Consider the following 14,745-nt stretch of genomic DNA (forward strand, 5'->3'; position numbering starts at 1 on the left):
GAGGAAATAGAATGAAGAAGCTTATCCTTGGGGCCGCACTCGCGGCTTTGTCAGTGACCGGCGCACAGGCAGAGGACTACAATCTGCAATCGGCGTTCGCCAAGCAATTGCCGGTGCTTGGTCCGGGCATCGACCGCTTTGCCGCCACCGTATCAACCTTGACCAACGGAGAGGTGAATTTCATCCACCTGGGCGACGGTGAACTGTCTCCGGCGTTTGAAATCTTCGACAACGTCGGAGCAGGCGCCATTCCCGCCGGTATGAGCTTTGCCGCCTACGCCGCTGGCAAGGCACCGGCAGCAGCGCTTTTCGGGTCCATGCCTTTTGGCCCGGACGCGATCAAATACGTCTCTTGGGTCAATCATGGCGGCGGTCTGGAGCTTTGGCGCGAGATTTATGAGCCGTTCAATGTTGTGCCCATGCCCTGCGGTGTGATCATCTCTGAAGCGGGGGGCTGGTACACCAAGGAAATCAATACGGTGGCGGACCTTCAGGGCCTCAACATTCGTATCGGCGGATTGGGTGGTGCGATCCTTGCCAAGCTGGGCGCAAATGCGATGAGCCTGCCTGCGGGCGAAATCTCGACTGCGCTTGAAACCGGGCGTCTGGATGCGACTGAGTTGAGCTTTCCCATGGTGGACCGCCTTCTGGGCTTCGACAAGGTGGCCAAGAATTACTACTTTCCCGGCTGGCACCAGCCCTCCGGCTTTATCGAGTTCTACATGAACAAGGACATATGGGATGGTCTGAGCGACCAGCACCGCACCGCAATCGAGACGGGATGTATGGACCTGAACCTGTGGACCATCGGCACCGCCGTTGTCGGGCAGCAGGAATATCTGGACGCCTTCCGGGCCAATGGCGTCGACGTGCGCCGCTTTCCGGATGAGGTGGTCGACGCCCTGCGCGCGGCCTCTGAAGAGGTCTACGCCGAGCAATCTGCGTCTGATCCGATGTTCGCCCGCGTGATGGAAAGCTACCGGGCTTTCAGTGACGCTTATGACGAATACGAAGCCCTGAACAGCCTTGACTAAGGACACAGGCTCCGGCGCAATCCGTGCCGGGGCCGACCTTGCCTTATGACATATTCCCTTTCCGACTTTGGCAGCTACTGGGCAGGCGGCGAGGTGCTGTGCGTCACCGAAGGTGCGCCGCGTGAGATCGCGTTCACCCGCGATGCGCGGTTTACCTATGACCCACGCGGGGATTTCGCGGTGAACGCGGCTTACGTTCAGTATTTCGTCCCCGCGCAAGCCGTGGATGCTCCGCCCGTTTTGCTGGTGCATGGCGGCGGCATGGCGGGAAGTTGCTGGGAGACCACCCCGGATGGTCGCCCCGGTTGGCTGCACCGTCTACTGGATGCGGGGCGCGTCGTGCATGTTGTCGATCTGCCCGAACGCGGGCGCGCCGGCTTTGCCCCTGGCCACCTGCCCGGAGAACCTATCCTGCGCAGCATGCAAGAGGCGTGGACGCTGTTCCGCTTTGGTCCCGCCGAAGGGTTTGCCGACCGGACGCCGTTTGCTCATCAGCAATTCCCTGTGGACGCGCTCGAGGCGTTCGCCCGCCGTTTCGTGCCGCGCTGGCAGGGGACGGCCCACCTGCACCTTGCCGCGTTTTTGGCAGTTCTGGACCGCACAGGACCGGCCCTTGTGATCTGCCATTCACAGGGCTCAGAGACCGCTTTTGATGCAGTCGCGACAAACCCGAACCGCATAACCGGCCTGATTGCGCTTGAGCCTTCGGCATTCCCGGATGATCCGGCGGCACTTGAAACCTGTCCACTTGTGATCGTTCAGGGGGATCATCTCGACAGTGCCGATCACTGGCGCACACGGGCTGACCGGTGGGCCACTTTGGCGGATGAATTGCCCGATGCGCGTCTGATCGACACCGCCCACGAGGTTGCTTCGGGTGGCTCGCATATGCTCATGATGGATCGACATTCCGATCAGGTTCTGGAAGCGACCCTCGGCCACGTTCGCGTTTAACGCCATGCACCGACGGCGCGCGCTTAACGCTGTCGATCTTCGTCTCCAGTTGCAGTTCGCCAAGTCAGTGCGGATCTGGGCACAATTCGAAGTTACCGCAACAAGAAATCTTTCAGGATCGCCATGAAGACATCCGGCTTTTCAAGATGTGCGACGTGTGAGGCACCGGGGATCACCGCGAGCGAGGCGTTTGGCAGGTTTTTCCAAAGCGTCTCGACTTGCGGCCAGCGATAGGACCGGTCCTGATCGCCCCAAAGTATCAAGGTGGGCATTCCAAGCCTGGTCAGATACGACCGGCCATCCCAGTTGGCCATCGCCTGCAGCGCAGACCGGGCGGCCTCGGCACTTGTTTCCGCACCGATGTGGTGCAAAAGACGATATCCCGGATGCTTCTCGCCCTCGACGAACCAGGTTGCCACGATACGACGGGCCGTCTTTTCGACACCGTCATTGGCAAGACGTTCGACCGACACCTCAAGCGGTTCAAAGCGGTCGGGCATACATCCCAGAGGACCGGTGCCATAAAGAACCAGCCGGGCCACCCTTGCAGGGGCGCGATGTGCAATTTCCTGCGCGATCATGCCACCCATGGAGTGACCCAGAAGCACAAATTCGTCCACCCCGCGCGCGTCAAGGGCCGCTAGAACGTGGTCTGCAAACGCACCGATGGTGGCTGGCGATGGATCTTTCGCAGCGTGGCCAAATCCCGGAAGATCAACGGCGATGACCGTGAAATCCCGCGACAGCGCATCGACCTCGTTCTGCCATTGCACAGACCCGCCAAGGTAGCCGTGAATCAGAACAAGGGGCAGATCCCGAGACAGGACTGACGCGTCCTGTGCTGATTTACCCGTGGTGATCAGGGTCATTTCATCTGCTCTGGCAGCCAAAGCGCTGTTTGCGGGAAGACGATGAGAATGACAATCAAGGCAACCAATGCCGCGATGAAAGGCAGGCACCCCCGGATCACCTCGCCGATGGTCACCTGGCCCCGGCTGATGCCTTGTATGACATAGAGGTTGAGCCCGACAGGGGGCGTCAGAACCGCGATTTCCATGGTGATGGTGTAGACGACTCCAAACCAGATCAGATCGAACCCGGCTGCCGCCATCAGCGGAAAGATTGTCGGCAGGGTGATGAAGGTCATCGACACCGGTTCAAGGAACATGCCAAGCAGGATGTAGAAGATCAGGACAATCGTCAGAACCACATAGGGCGACAGATCAAAGCTCAGGAAAAGCTGCGTGAATTCATAAGGCACCCGGTAATAGGTCAGCACGAAGCCAAAAAGCGTGCCCGCCGACAGAAGCAGACCCAGATACCCCATGGTTCGCATGGTCGAGAACAGCGCTTCTTTGAACCCGCCAAAGCGCAGACCGCCGACACCAAAGGCCAGAATGACCGTGAGAAGGGCTGCAACCGCGGCCGCCTCCGTTGGCGTCGCGATGCCTGCATAGATCGCAACGGTGATCACGAGACCGATCAGGGCAATCGGCCCAACCGTGGCTGCAATCTGGAACAGCCCCATACGGATGGCTTTTTCGCGCGCGGGGATATCTTCGGGATGCAGAACGCCCCAGATCATCACGACGATGGAAAAGAACGTGACAAGGATCAAACCCGGCACAACTCCGGCGATGAAAAGATCACCGATGCTTTGATCTGTCACGATCCCGTAGAACAACAGGATCAGACTGGGCGGCAACAGAACCGACAACGTGCCACCTGCAGCAAGCACACCGGAAGACAGTTCTTTTCCGTATCCAAGCCGCAGCATTTCCGGCAGGGCCACGCCCCCGATGGTCAAGGATCCCACCATCGACGACCCGCACACAGCCCCGAATCCGGCACAGGCGCCGATAGAGCCATAGGCCGCAGACCCGCGCACGCGCACACCCTGGTGCAGGAACTGGTAAAGATTGGGGCCGATATTCGATTTGCCGATCAATTCGCCAAGAAAGATGAACAGCGGAACCGCCAGGAGGATGTAATCAATCCAAACGCCCCAAAGCTTGAGCTGCGAAGAAACGAGGGACGTCTGGAATGTCTGTATCTGCCACAGAAAAGGCAACGACGCTGCGGCAAGTGCAAAAGGGATGGGCAATCCGATCCCGATGAGAACCATCAGGAGAAAAAGCAGGCCAGCGCCAACTTCATACCATTCCATGGCTCAAAGCTCCTCTGCGGGTGTGACGACAAGCCGGGCCAGCTTGAGAGTGGCGTAGGCAGAGAAGGCCATCAGCGACAGCGCACCCGGCGCCCAGAACGCCCAGCGCGGCCAGAGCAGGATTTCGGACGAAGCCCCCGAATTGAACGATCGGAGCGTCGCGTCAAAACCGGCCACCGAAAAGAACAGACCCACGCCCAGCATGATGCCAAGATTGACGATGGCCACGATCTTGCGCCCAGCGGGCGGCAGACGGTCGGTCAGCATCGTGACCTTGGGATAGGCGTCTTCGCGCAGGGCATAGGCAAGCCCCGCGAAAGCAACCGGAAACAGCAGGAGCGCCGTTGCTTCTGTCACCATGCGGTCTGGCGCATTCAGCGCGTAGCGTGTGAAGACACCGTAGCTGATCCAGAGCATCTGGACGCAAATGACCACGGCACCGGCGGCGGCAAGCCACACGACGAAATGGTCAAACCAGTCGATCAGCCGATCCAGAGTGCCTGTCATGGCTGCTCTCCTGTCCTGACGGTTGTGAAACGGGATAAGGTGCGTGCCGCAGGGCTAGACCTGCGACACGCCGGGTTGTGGGGATCAGCGCGCGTTGGCGTCAAACAGCGACAGGATTTCCCCGGACAGGTCGGCACCGCAGGCTTCGGTGACCGTCTCGTTCCACTTGCCTTGCACGCTGTTGATCAGTTCGGTCCGCTTTTCGTCGCTGATGGAGACAGCTGCGCCGCCACCCTTCATGACTGCCAGACCGACACGCTGGTCAACCCAGTCTTCGTAGCGCGGCTTGAGCCAGATCTCGGTCTCCATGGCGGCCTCGGTCAGCGCCGCCTGTTCCTCGGCGGTCAGGCCATCGAACTTGGCCTTGTTCATCATGTATTGGATGTTGCCGTAAAACAGGCTGGCATTCACCATGTAGGGCATCACATCCCAAAGCTGCCAGCTTGAATAGGTGGCGACACCCATGTTTATGCCATCCACAACACCGCGCTCGGCGGATTGGAACACTTCCTTCGGCGCCACGAACACCGGTGCCCCACCCCATGTCTCGATCATCATGCTGACCAGCGGCCCGATGGAACGGACCTGCTTGCCCTGAAGATCTCCGATGTCATCCAGCGCCTCTTCGAACCACCATTCCTGATCGTAGGAATAGTTGGAATTGAACAACGGCACGAGACCGACATTTGCAGCCTCATCGCGGACCAGAACCGCATAGGCCGCGTCCATTTCGACCTGGTTTTCCAGGTCAATCGCAGCCGGATATAGCGAGGTCACGCGATAGCAGGGCAACCGTTCATCCGCCGGAATCCAGCTGATATCCGAGACGCCACCCTGAAGCGCGTCAACGCCCTCGGACCAGCCATGAAGAGTGGACGATGGAAAGATCTGAACTTCAACACTGCCACCGGTTTTTTCGGCGACAAGCTCTGCAAAGTGCTGAAAGCCGTCATATCGGACATCGGCTTCGTTGACGTAGGTTGACAGGCGGATCGTGGTTTCCGCCGCGACCGGAAGGGCAAGTGCAGTCGCTGCCACAGTGGCCGTTAGAACAGTCTTCAAGCTTTGGTTCATGATGGTCTCCCCGTTGATGGACGTCGGCAGAAAGCATGGCCTTTGCCGTTATTGTTGAGAGGCACCTGACCGCGTGCGCCCCGATCCCTTCACGCTAAGCGAGTCGGTTTGATCGACGCCAATGCCAATACAACAAAAAACTATTCCGAAATCGCATAGTATGGGACTAGACTATTTTTCACCGGCCCCGTTCGAGGAAAAAGCCATGGATAGCAACTGGTTGATGGACTTTGTCTGCCTCGGCAGAACGCTTAACTTTTCCCGCGCTGCAGAAGAGCGAAACGTCACCCAATCGGCCTTCAGCCGTCGCATCAAGTCACTTGAGACCTGGGTCGGAGCCACGTTGATTGATCGCTCGACCTATCCGGTTCAACTGACAGCGGCAGGCAAACAGTTCTTGGGAACGGCACAGGAAACACTCGCCCACCTGACCGACACACGACAGGCCATCCGCGCGGCCGAACGGCGGAAGTTGCCGTTTCAGAGAATTGCTGCCCTGCACGCAATTTCGGTCAATTTCCTGCAACCACGCATTGCCGCCTTCGAAAAAACGATCCCCGATCTACGAACCCGCGTTGTATCCGACACAATGGCCGCATGTTGCCAGTTGCTGACAGATGGTGGCTGCGATTTCCTGTTGTATTACCGACACCAGAACGTCGAGCCGATCCTTGATGAAACCCGTTTCGTCAGAAAGGATATCGGCACGGAATATCTGATCCCGGTGGCGCACCACGCCGTTGCATCCCGCAATGGTTGGGTCTTGGGGGGACGCAGCAGTATACCCGTGCCCTATCTTAGCTACGATCCCGAAACGTTCCTTGGCACGGTTGTCGATCGTACCATCGCAGAGCGCGAAACGGCACTGGATATCCGTTACATGGATGCCTTGGCAGAATCCCTGAAGCGCAGGGCCTTGGCAGGTGGTGGGCTTGCGTGGTTGCCCAGTCTTTCGATTGCCGATGAACTGGCAGATGGCACATTGGCGCGAATGGGAGGGCCGTCATGGACGGCCAAGCTGACGATCTCGCTGTTCAGTTCTCCGGAAAGGCTGGATCCCGTCGGTAAGGCGCTGTGGGATGCGTTTTGAAGGCCGATGCGTTTTCCGCTACGCCATTGAATCAGGCGCGAAGGCGAAATCGGCTATTGAACGTGGACAAAGTGTCGACGGGCGCAGCGATGCACGCGACCCATACGCAGTCTGCAGGTCGTGGAAACCAACCACTCAAATTGCAACACCTTTGACATGCTCTTGGCTTGCGCCACACTGGTGGGCTTGCGGCTCTGACTGGGGAATGCCAACCTGTTCAAAAGACCAACAAACTGGAGTGGGTTCACAATGACCAGACCCATGGTGTTTCTAACAAGTTCAATGATCCTGCTCGGCCTTGCAGCCTGCGAACCGGTGCCCACCAATGGCACCGCAAACGCGAGGCCCCTTGTCACAGTACCGGAATCCGTTTCGTCGATTGCCGCGCCCTATCAAGACCTGACAACCGCGCGGGTCCGGCCAGAGGACGGGTGTTACTGGTATTCACATCTGGGTCCGGTCGAAACCACCGAACTGCCATTGCGCACCGCGAATGGCAGCCCGATCTGCACCAGACCCGCCAGCTAGGGCCGACTGCGGGTTACAGGCGTCCTCCGTCTGTCGGGTAAAGATAGGCGGTGACGCCTGTGTCCACCTTTTCGTAAAGCGAGTTGATATGTGCCATCACCATGCGCACACATCCCGAACTTGCACGCGTTCCGATAGAGCGTGGTGCGGGCGTGCCATGGATACGCAGGTAGGTATCCCGATTGCCCAGATACAGGTAGAGCGCGCGTGACCCCAGCGCGTTCTCCGGGCCGGGGGGCATCCCTTCTTCCCAGCGCTCGTACTTATCGGGTTCGCGCTTGATCATCGCCGGAGTCGGCGTCCAGCCCGGCCACTTTGCCTTGCGCCTGATCGTGTAAACGCCCGGTTCGTAAAGCCCATCACGCCCAATGGCCACGCCATACCGCATTGCGCTGCCATCATCCTGAACATGGTAAAGATAGCGCGCAACCGCATCCACATGCACATCGCCCGGTGTCAGTCCGGGATTTGCCGGCACCAGTTGCGGAAGATACCGCGGGTGTAATCCCCAAGGATTGCTGGTTCCAAGATCGAAATTCGCGGGCGTCACCTGCGCATCCCAAGCGTCCCAATCCGCCGGAGCGGCGAAGGCGGGACCGACCAAAGCGGGGGCAGCCAAAGCGGTTAGCGATGCAATCATTGAGCGTCGAGTGAACATACGAGACCTTTCAAATATACCGGATCAAAGCACCGGGCCGACCCCTGCGCGTTGCGTTCTTTATATGAAACTTCCAAACACTTGATAGGTTCAAACCTAAATTTCCCGGATCACGAAATTTTTTATTCAAAAGAGGGTAATGCGCCCCAATTGACCTGCATCAACGGCCATTCCGTCAGCTATTCCACGGGCTTTCCGAAAATCGTCGCCAATATGCCAAGAACCGCGATCAGGAAAAACGCCACTGACTTTAGTGGCTGGCCACTTGCACGCGCAGAGACTGCCGCAATTCCAGCCTGAATCGCATAGTAGGCGGCAAATGCGCGTGACGCGTAGCTGATGATTTCGTAAATGTTCGCCGTCCAGGTCAGGAATAGTCCGCAAAAGACGATCACGGCGTAGGCCAGCCTTGGACGAACAAGATCGCGTGAAAGTTCCGCAATCAGCCCGCCAGCGCCGCTTGTGTCTGCAACCGCCGCACTGAACTGCGCGCTGAGCGCCGCCGCAACCAGAAGCACTGGCAGAATGGGGGCAACAATCTCCATCAGATCAATGATTGCCGTTTCATCAAGCGACATCACATTGGCTTCGAATGAATAGGTGAGAAGCGAGATATAGGCGACATAGATCCCTGCCGAGAACCACTGCGCAAGCTTCATGGAACGGATACGCAATGCCGCGCTATAAGTGTCACCCAGGTAGCGTGAGGTTTCGAACCCCTGAACCGTGACGATCAACCCCGCCGCCAATGCAAGTGCTGGCCAGCCCGAAACTTCGGGTTTGTGCAACACCAAGGCACCCGCCTGTGCCGTTTCCGCGAAATGGACGCATAGGCCAACCAGCAGTCCAGCGATGATCGAAAGTTTTAGCCCGACAGAGATCTGTTCGAGCCTTTCCAGCGCCGAAAAGCCCCGCGACCAGCCAACCAGAAGAATGACCAGAAAAATCCCCGATGTGAGCAACTGTGCGTGATAGCTGTCATCAAGCGATGTCAGGCTGACACCAAACGCACCAAACAGGTTCAGGTAATACGCGACCGAGATCACATAGGCAAAAGAGAGGACCGCCGAGGCAAGTGTTTCGATCAGTTCGGCAAGACGCGATCGCTGATCAACCAAGTCGATCCTTGCGATATTGAAGCGGATCGCCCACCCGAAAAGGTAGGCGACAGCGCACAGTCCGACCATCACCAACGGTGCATATTGCCCATAGCTGACATCCAGGATCGGACCGAGAACGAGAAACCCGCTGCCGATGATCGAGGCTAGCGGGGTGATCGACGCCCGCCAAAGCCCAGCGTTGGACAGGCGTGGCCAAATCAGAACTGCGCCGGTCAGAAGAACGCCAGCCAGAATCAAGATGTTGAGCATGAGACCGGAAGCTTGATCAATGATCGCAATACGCGAATATAAGTCAGAACCTGAACCCTGTGACGGGCACAAGTCAAGGTGCCTTGCGTCCGCTCGCCCTCATGCCGATGGGCAGATTTGATCGGGTTTGCACGGTGAGTGCATCGGCATTTTTCCGAAAACTCACACGGGCAAATCAATGTTTCAACGGGTCCGTCCGAAAGGACACGGCAACGTCCGTTCAAACCCAATCTGGCGTACAGACTTTGGGCATACCTTGTGCGTTCTCAAGATCAAGGCCGGCTGCCAAGAGGATGTCTTCCCGGAATCTGGAAGCAACCAGTTGAACCCCGGCGGGCCGTCCCGTGACATCGCCCATCGCAACCGAAAGCGCCGGAAGTCCCAGTGCCGGAATCGCCCTTTGCGTCAACTGTGCTTCAAAGACCCTGGCAAATGCGTCTTCTGAACTGACATCCAATTGCTGTGCAAAGGGCAGTTCACCCGAAACGGGGCAGATCAGGATCGGATACGTCTGCAGGAACAGTTCCCAGTCGCGCACCAATGCGGCGCGTGTTTGCAATGTCTCCATCAGGCTTTGAAAATCAACGTTTCCTGCATCCTTGCACATCTGTTCGAAAACGAATTGGGACTCTGGTTCCGCCTCGCGCTCGATCAACGCCTTTGCGCCGAACTGGGTCTCCGCCATCCAGAGGCACGCGTTTATCGCAGCGGCGCGGCGCATCGGTGGGCAGTCCACCTCATCGACGATCCATCCGGCGTCTCTCAGGGTGTCCGCAGCATCCATGAGAGTGGCCCGTACGTCGTCTTCAACGGGCATGCCATCGGGTGCAATGGTCAGCGCAGCACGCTTTGGGACGTCACCTCCATCCAAAGGCGCGCGAACATACCATGGGTCTCTCGCGTCCGGGGCGGCCATTGCGGTCAACGACAGCGCCAGATCGGACATGCTTCGGGTGATCGGTCCTGACACCGCCATCAGTTGCGCCCCGATAAAGCGATCCGGCGCACTGGAATTGTAAGCCGGGACTCTGCCGGTTGTTGGCCGTAGCCCGTGTAACCCACACGCATAGGCGGGATACCGGATGGACCCGGCAATATCGGTCCCGTGACCAAGGGCGCAAATTCCGGCTGCAACGGCAGACGCGGCCCCGCCCGAAGACCCACCCGGTGTGATGTCCCGGTTTCTTGGGTTGAGCGTCTGCCCGTGGAGGGCATTGTTGGTGAACCACCGCAGCGAGAACGCCGGTGTGTTTGTCCGCCCAACGATCACGCCACCTGCCTTGCGAATATTTGCAACCACCGGGCTGTCGTCTTTGGCGACCTGATCCTTGAACACGCACAATCCATTTGTGGTCGCATGGCCCTGCTGATCGACGTTTACCTTGATGGTGACGGGCACGCCGCACAGGGCTCCGGGTGTCTCCCCCCGCACGATGGCATCATCCACGGCTTGCGCCGCTTGCAACGCCTCTTCCGGAAACTGTTGGACAACGGCATTGATCTTTGGATTGACCTCGTCCAGCCGCCGAAGATGGGCTGTTGTGACCTCGACCGCAGACAATGACTTTGACCGGACAGCAGACGCAATCTCGCTTGCCGTCATTTCCCAGATAGCCCGCATGGCACACTCCTTCACAATCCTTAAAGACATGCTCGAGAAGTGTGCGCATCGCTTTAATCGAATGTCGACAGGGAGTTGACCCAGACAGCTTTAGTCGCGCGGCCCGACGAGGCGATCAATCGGGGCATAGTCATCGGTCAGCCGAAGGCCCGCAGCGGCGATCTGGTCGACAAAGGCAGGACCAAGCGCGGCAAAGGTCGTGCGGTCGGGCGCGGGCACGACAAAGCTGTTGGCCGCAGTCTCGGCAACTCCAGCGGCAATGACCATGACGACCCGTTCGCCTTGGGCAGGTCGGCGGGCCTCGGACCAGACTTCGACCACGGGGAACACTTCACGCAATGTTGCAACAAGGCTGCCAACCGCCTTCATCCGGTCGGCGTAGTCGATGACATTCATCAGGTAGCTGCCTTCAGGTGACAGACGCGCCTTGATCAATTGGAAGAACTCCAGTGTGACCAGATGCTGAGGGACAGCAGTGTCGGTGAAGGCATCACCGACGATGATGTCATAGCGGGTGTCATTGATCAGCAAGGCCCGGCGGGCATCCATGTCAAGCACTTGAGTGGTGGTCGGATCGAACCAGAAGTCGCTTGCGGCAAGCAGTGTGACAGCGGGATCAATCTCGGCGACCGTGATGTCGGTCCGACCGCGAAACGCAAAGGCACGCGGCAGGGCATAGTTGCCGCCGCCGATCAGAAAGCTTGAGGGATTTGCAGTGGGCGCGCGCAAGCGGGCCAATGCGTCGAGCATGGCAGCGTGATCGGTGAACATCACATCCGGGGCGTCTTCGGCCGATATTCCATGGACCATGTGATCAATCACCATCGCGCGCGTGGTGTGGGCCGGGTCGGCAGAAATATCGACGCTTTGCAGACAGAAATACCGGCTTTCGATCTTGCAGGGACCGGGCGACAGCGATGTGGCAATCGCAAGCACAGCAAGACCCAAAAGGGTTGCCGCCTGGAGCTTGGCAAGGCGTTTGGCCAGAACAAAACAAAGCGCTGCACCACCAATGTAGACCCCCGTGACGGTGGCCAATGTCCAAAGGCTGCCAAGCCAAGAGATAAAGACAAAACCTGCCAGAAGCGTGCCCAGGATGGCCCCGATGGCCCCGGAAGCGAACATCGCGCCCAGCGCCTGCCCTTGACGGGACGGGCCAGAGAGAGACACCTGCGTCAGCAACGGCGCCGGGATGCCTGCAAACAGCGACGGCAGGAAAAACGCGGCGAAGGTAAGCGCGGTGATGCCCCAGACCGGTTGTGGCAGCGCTGTCAGAACCGGGCCTGCTGCGGCACGCAGGGCGAACCCCGCCAAGGCGGTGGTCAGGGCCGCCGCCGCCAATGCCCAGCCGGTTGCCGCCATCGGGTTTGTTCCGGGCCGGTCCGCAAGCCGTCCGCCCCACCAGTGACCAGCAGAGAATCCCGCCAGGACGACGGCAATCACCGACGTCCATGTGTAAAGCGACATTCCGACGTAAGGGGCAAGCATACGACCCGCAACAATCTCAACCACCATGGAGGCGGCAGAAACAGTGGCCTGAAGGGCGACAAGAAGCCAAAGGGGCGCGATGTGCATGCGGACTCCGCAAAAGGAATTGGGACATGCATCTTGCGTGATGGCATTGCGAAGGCAAGTGGCCTTCGTGTCAGGCGTAGTCCAGAATCGGTCCGTCCAACAGGCGCATCAGGTCGCCGAAATACCCACCCGAACGCGCGGGCTGGGTCGGATCAGAGGTGATGGCAACGGCAAGTCCGCGCTCTGGATGCGCGGCAATGATCTGGCCCCCATAGCCCCGCGCCAAGACATAGCCCGACGGCGACAGGAACCACCCATAGCCATAGGCAAGACCCGACCAGGGCGAGCGCGCGTGTGGAACGGTCGATGCGTCGATCCAGCTTTGTGCAATGACCTGCTGACCCTCATGGACTCCGCCGTCGCGCAGCAGCTTGGCGATCTTGAGCATGGCGGTCGGGCGCAAAGCCATGTTGTTGCCGCCCATGTAATAACCCTGTGGATCGCGGGTCCAAGGCGGGATTTCAATTCCCAAAGGTCGGCCAAGCCGTTCGCGCGCCTGTGCCAGAAGGCTTTGCCCCGTGGCTTCGGTCAGGGCTGCGCCCAGAATATGTGTCGATCCTGTGGAATAGAGCATACGGCCACCCGGCTCTGCCTCCATCGGACGGGACAGCGCGTCCGCCAACCAGTTGCGGGAATTGACCCACGCGCCGTAATTCGCCCCCGATGTGCGTTCCAACCCGGCGCGCAGGGTGACAAGGTCTTCAAGCGTGATATTGCCCGCGCCGGGCGTGGCGTTGGCGGGCAGGATCTTTGGGGCAACATCCGACAAAGACGCTGTGACGCTGGCCACATCCCCCCTGTCGATGGCAGCACCAAGCAAAAGCGCCACGATACTCTTGGAGCACGATTTGATATTCGCGAGCCGGTTGAGGCCGGGACCGCGCGGCGCTTCGGCAAAAAGCGTCGCGTCCCCCCTGCTGATCTGAAGCGAGTGCAGCTGCGGCAAGTCACGGATGGCCTGGTTCAGGTCATCGGTCAGGGCGCGGGCGACAAACGGTGTGCAAAGCGCGGCGATGCCGGTCGAGAGGAAGGTGCGACGATTGAGCATCCCCTTGGTGTAAGACACAGGGTCAGGCTGTCCAGTGTGCGGGGATCACGTGTGCGTGCAAAGACGATGCTCTGGCGTTGCCGTCTGCGCCGGATCTGGATGCACCATCACGGATGGTCGGAAAAACAAAAAGCCCCGCTTAACCAGCGGGGCTTTGAAAACCGTGATTTCGGAACGCTTACGCGGCCAGTGCGCCTTTGGCCTGATCCACGATCGCACCGAAGGCTTCGGGCTCGTGTACTGCCAGATCGGCGAGAACCTTGCGGTCCACTTCGATCCCGGCCAGCGTCAGGCCATTGATGAAGCGGGAATATGTCAGCGCCTCGTCATGCAGACGCACAGCCGCGTTGATCCGCTGGATCCACAGAGCGCGGAAATTGCGCTTGCGGTTCTTGCGGTCGCGTGTGGCGTACTGGTTGGCCTTGTCGACGGCCTGACGTGCAACCTTGAAGGTGTTCTTGCGGCGGCCATAGTAACCTTTGGCGGCCTTGATGACCTTCTTGTGACGGGCGTGAGTGGTGGTTCCGCCTTTTACTCGGGACATGTCAATTCCTCCTTAGCGCGCGTAGGGCATCATCGGCTTGATGATCTGCTCATCAGCCTTCGACAACACGGTGGTTCCGCGCGCGTCGCGGATGAATTTGGTGGAACGCTTGATCATGCCGTGGCGCTTGCCTGCCTGACCGGCCTTGATCCGGCCCGAGGCCGTCACTTTGAACCGCTTTTTGCAGCTCGACTTTGTCTTCATCTTCGGCATTTCCGTCTCCTGTAGATCAGATCGGTTGACGCGCGACTCGGTATGCCATTTCGACCGGCCACGCTGGATAGAGCGCGCCGTATAGGCGGGGAATGGACCTGATGCAAGGGGGTTTGGGAGATGCCTCGGCTTCAGGTGAAGTCCGACACCACTTTGGCCACGATTCTAGGAATGACCTCGATCGAATAGCCCCCCGGCTTTTTCGAGATTGCCCAAACAACCATGGCCCCGGCGATCATAAGCGTGATCGTTGCAATCCGGGGCCTCTGACCCTTTGAAATCGAAGACACGACCGCAGGAATGGACAGAACGCCAAGCCCGAGGCCGATAACAAAGAACGTGTCAGGATCCATGCCGCCTGC

At 59.0% G+C, this 14,745-nt stretch carries 16 protein-coding genes; 4 read left to right on the forward strand and 12 right to left on the reverse strand.

What is annotated here, in order from left to right; all coding sequences use genetic code 11:
• Window positions 1-11 precede the first annotated feature (11 nt).
• Together ACTIEN_RS01335 and ACTIEN_RS01340 are read left to right on the forward strand one after the other, a co-directional pair.
• Window positions 12-1,034, forward strand: a complete 1,023-nt coding sequence (locus ACTIEN_RS01335) for a TRAP transporter substrate-binding protein (protein ID WP_439521293.1) — start codon at window positions 12-14, stop codon at window positions 1,032-1,034.
• 45 nt (window positions 1,035-1,079) lie between these two features.
• The gene (locus ACTIEN_RS01340; protein ID WP_439521294.1) at window positions 1,080-1,988 is read left to right on the forward strand and encodes a hypothetical protein; all 909 of its coding nucleotides are present in this window, start codon (window positions 1,080-1,082) and stop codon (window positions 1,986-1,988) included.
• 92 nt (window positions 1,989-2,080) lie between these two features.
• On the opposite strand, the gene ACTIEN_RS01345 is transcribed toward ACTIEN_RS01340, so the two are convergent.
• The 4 genes from ACTIEN_RS01345 to dctP form a co-directional block, all read right to left on the reverse strand.
• Window positions 2,081-2,857, reverse strand: a complete 777-nt coding sequence (locus tag ACTIEN_RS01345) for an alpha/beta fold hydrolase (RefSeq protein WP_439521295.1) — start codon at window positions 2,855-2,857, stop codon at window positions 2,081-2,083.
• Entirely contained in the window at window positions 2,854-4,155 is a 1,302-nt protein-coding gene (locus tag ACTIEN_RS01350) for a TRAP transporter large permease (protein WP_439521296.1), read from the reverse strand. The genes ACTIEN_RS01345 and ACTIEN_RS01350 overlap by 4 nt, the downstream gene beginning before the upstream one ends.
• A gap of 3 nt (window positions 4,156-4,158) precedes the next feature.
• Window positions 4,159-4,662, reverse strand: coding sequence for a TRAP transporter small permease (locus ACTIEN_RS01355; RefSeq protein ID WP_439521297.1), 504 nt, complete (start codon window positions 4,660-4,662; stop codon window positions 4,159-4,161).
• A gap of 84 nt (window positions 4,663-4,746) precedes the next feature.
• Entirely contained in the window at window positions 4,747-5,736 is a 990-nt protein-coding gene (dctP, locus tag ACTIEN_RS01360) for a TRAP transporter substrate-binding protein DctP (RefSeq protein WP_439521298.1), read from the reverse strand.
• 205 nt (window positions 5,737-5,941) lie between these two features.
• Here dctP and ACTIEN_RS01365 point away from each other — a divergent pair, with 205 nt between their 5' ends.
• Both ACTIEN_RS01365 and ACTIEN_RS01370 read left to right on the forward strand, forming a co-directional pair.
• The gene (locus ACTIEN_RS01365) at window positions 5,942-6,826 is read left to right on the forward strand and encodes a LysR family transcriptional regulator (protein WP_439521299.1); all 885 of its coding nucleotides are present in this window, start codon (window positions 5,942-5,944) and stop codon (window positions 6,824-6,826) included.
• A 249-nt stretch (window positions 6,827-7,075) separates the two neighbouring features.
• Complete coding sequence (locus ACTIEN_RS01370; RefSeq protein WP_439521300.1) at window positions 7,076-7,354, forward strand: hypothetical protein; 279 nt, start codon at window positions 7,076-7,078, stop codon at window positions 7,352-7,354.
• Window positions 7,355-7,367: 13 nt separating this feature from the next.
• Here the strand turns inward: ACTIEN_RS01370 and ACTIEN_RS01375 are convergent, their stop codons facing one another.
• The 8 genes from ACTIEN_RS01375 to ACTIEN_RS01410 form a co-directional block, all read right to left on the reverse strand.
• The gene (locus ACTIEN_RS01375; protein WP_439521301.1) at window positions 7,368-8,012 is read right to left on the reverse strand and encodes a L,D-transpeptidase; all 645 of its coding nucleotides are present in this window, start codon (window positions 8,010-8,012) and stop codon (window positions 7,368-7,370) included.
• 179 nt (window positions 8,013-8,191) lie between these two features.
• Window positions 8,192-9,382 (reverse strand): hypothetical protein, encoded by a 1,191-nt coding sequence (locus ACTIEN_RS01380; protein ID WP_439521302.1) that lies wholly within the window; start codon window positions 9,380-9,382, stop codon window positions 8,192-8,194.
• Window positions 9,383-9,602: 220 nt separating this feature from the next.
• Entirely contained in the window at window positions 9,603-11,003 is a 1,401-nt protein-coding gene (locus ACTIEN_RS01385; protein ID WP_439521303.1) for an amidase family protein, read from the reverse strand.
• Between the two features lie 90 nt (window positions 11,004-11,093).
• Complete coding sequence (locus tag ACTIEN_RS01390; protein WP_439521304.1) at window positions 11,094-12,578, reverse strand: fused MFS/spermidine synthase; 1,485 nt, start codon at window positions 12,576-12,578, stop codon at window positions 11,094-11,096.
• A gap of 70 nt (window positions 12,579-12,648) precedes the next feature.
• The gene (locus ACTIEN_RS01395; RefSeq protein ID WP_439521336.1) at window positions 12,649-13,626 is read right to left on the reverse strand and encodes a serine hydrolase domain-containing protein; all 978 of its coding nucleotides are present in this window, start codon (window positions 13,624-13,626) and stop codon (window positions 12,649-12,651) included.
• Window positions 13,627-13,804: 178 nt separating this feature from the next.
• Window positions 13,805-14,170 (reverse strand): 50S ribosomal protein L20, encoded by a 366-nt coding sequence (rplT, locus tag ACTIEN_RS01400; protein ID WP_439521305.1) that lies wholly within the window; start codon window positions 14,168-14,170, stop codon window positions 13,805-13,807.
• A 12-nt stretch (window positions 14,171-14,182) separates the two neighbouring features.
• The gene (gene rpmI / locus ACTIEN_RS01405; protein WP_411643719.1) at window positions 14,183-14,383 is read right to left on the reverse strand and encodes a 50S ribosomal protein L35; all 201 of its coding nucleotides are present in this window, start codon (window positions 14,381-14,383) and stop codon (window positions 14,183-14,185) included.
• Between the two features lie 131 nt (window positions 14,384-14,514).
• Window positions 14,515-14,736: a hypothetical protein gene (locus ACTIEN_RS01410; RefSeq protein ID WP_439521306.1), complete on the reverse strand. Its 222-nt coding sequence runs from the start codon at window positions 14,734-14,736 to the stop codon at window positions 14,515-14,517.
• Window positions 14,737-14,745 lie beyond the last annotated feature (9 nt).

The sequence above is a fragment of the Marivita sp. genome (assembly GCF_051859345.1).
GTDB lineage: Bacteria > Pseudomonadota > Alphaproteobacteria > Rhodobacterales > Rhodobacteraceae > Marivita.

Excerpts from the sequence above, each read along its gene's own strand:
- ACTIEN_RS01335 (WP_439521293.1), top strand. The coding sequence starts at position 12 with ATGAAGAAGCTTATCCTTGGGGCCGCACTCGCGGCTTTGTCAGTGACC.
- ACTIEN_RS01340 (WP_439521294.1), top strand. The coding sequence starts at position 1,080 with ATGACATATTCCCTTTCCGACTTTGGCAGCTACTGGGCAGGCGGCGAG.
- ACTIEN_RS01345 (WP_439521295.1), bottom strand. The coding sequence starts at position 2,857 with ATGACCCTGATCACCACGGGTAAATCAGCACAGGACGCGTCAGTCCTG.
- ACTIEN_RS01350 (WP_439521296.1), bottom strand. The coding sequence starts at position 4,155 with ATGGAATGGTATGAAGTTGGCGCTGGCCTGCTTTTTCTCCTGATGGTT.
- ACTIEN_RS01355 (WP_439521297.1), bottom strand. The coding sequence starts at position 4,662 with ATGACAGGCACTCTGGATCGGCTGATCGACTGGTTTGACCATTTCGTC.
- dctP (WP_439521298.1), bottom strand. The coding sequence starts at position 5,736 with ATGAACCAAAGCTTGAAGACTGTTCTAACGGCCACTGTGGCAGCGACT.
- ACTIEN_RS01365 (WP_439521299.1), top strand. The coding sequence starts at position 5,942 with ATGGATAGCAACTGGTTGATGGACTTTGTCTGCCTCGGCAGAACGCTT.
- ACTIEN_RS01370 (WP_439521300.1), top strand. The coding sequence starts at position 7,076 with ATGACCAGACCCATGGTGTTTCTAACAAGTTCAATGATCCTGCTCGGC.
- ACTIEN_RS01375 (WP_439521301.1), bottom strand. The coding sequence starts at position 8,012 with ATGTTCACTCGACGCTCAATGATTGCATCGCTAACCGCTTTGGCTGCC.
- ACTIEN_RS01380 (WP_439521302.1), bottom strand. The coding sequence starts at position 9,382 with ATGCTCAACATCTTGATTCTGGCTGGCGTTCTTCTGACCGGCGCAGTT.
- ACTIEN_RS01385 (WP_439521303.1), bottom strand. The coding sequence starts at position 11,003 with ATGCGGGCTATCTGGGAAATGACGGCAAGCGAGATTGCGTCTGCTGTC.
- ACTIEN_RS01390 (WP_439521304.1), bottom strand. The coding sequence starts at position 12,578 with ATGCACATCGCGCCCCTTTGGCTTCTTGTCGCCCTTCAGGCCACTGTT.
- ACTIEN_RS01395 (WP_439521336.1), bottom strand. The coding sequence starts at position 13,626 with ATGCTCAATCGTCGCACCTTCCTCTCGACCGGCATCGCCGCGCTTTGC.
- rplT (WP_439521305.1), bottom strand. The coding sequence starts at position 14,170 with ATGTCCCGAGTAAAAGGCGGAACCACCACTCACGCCCGTCACAAGAAG.
- rpmI (WP_411643719.1), bottom strand. The coding sequence starts at position 14,383 with ATGCCGAAGATGAAGACAAAGTCGAGCTGCAAAAAGCGGTTCAAAGTG.
- ACTIEN_RS01410 (WP_439521306.1), bottom strand. The coding sequence starts at position 14,736 with ATGGATCCTGACACGTTCTTTGTTATCGGCCTCGGGCTTGGCGTTCTG.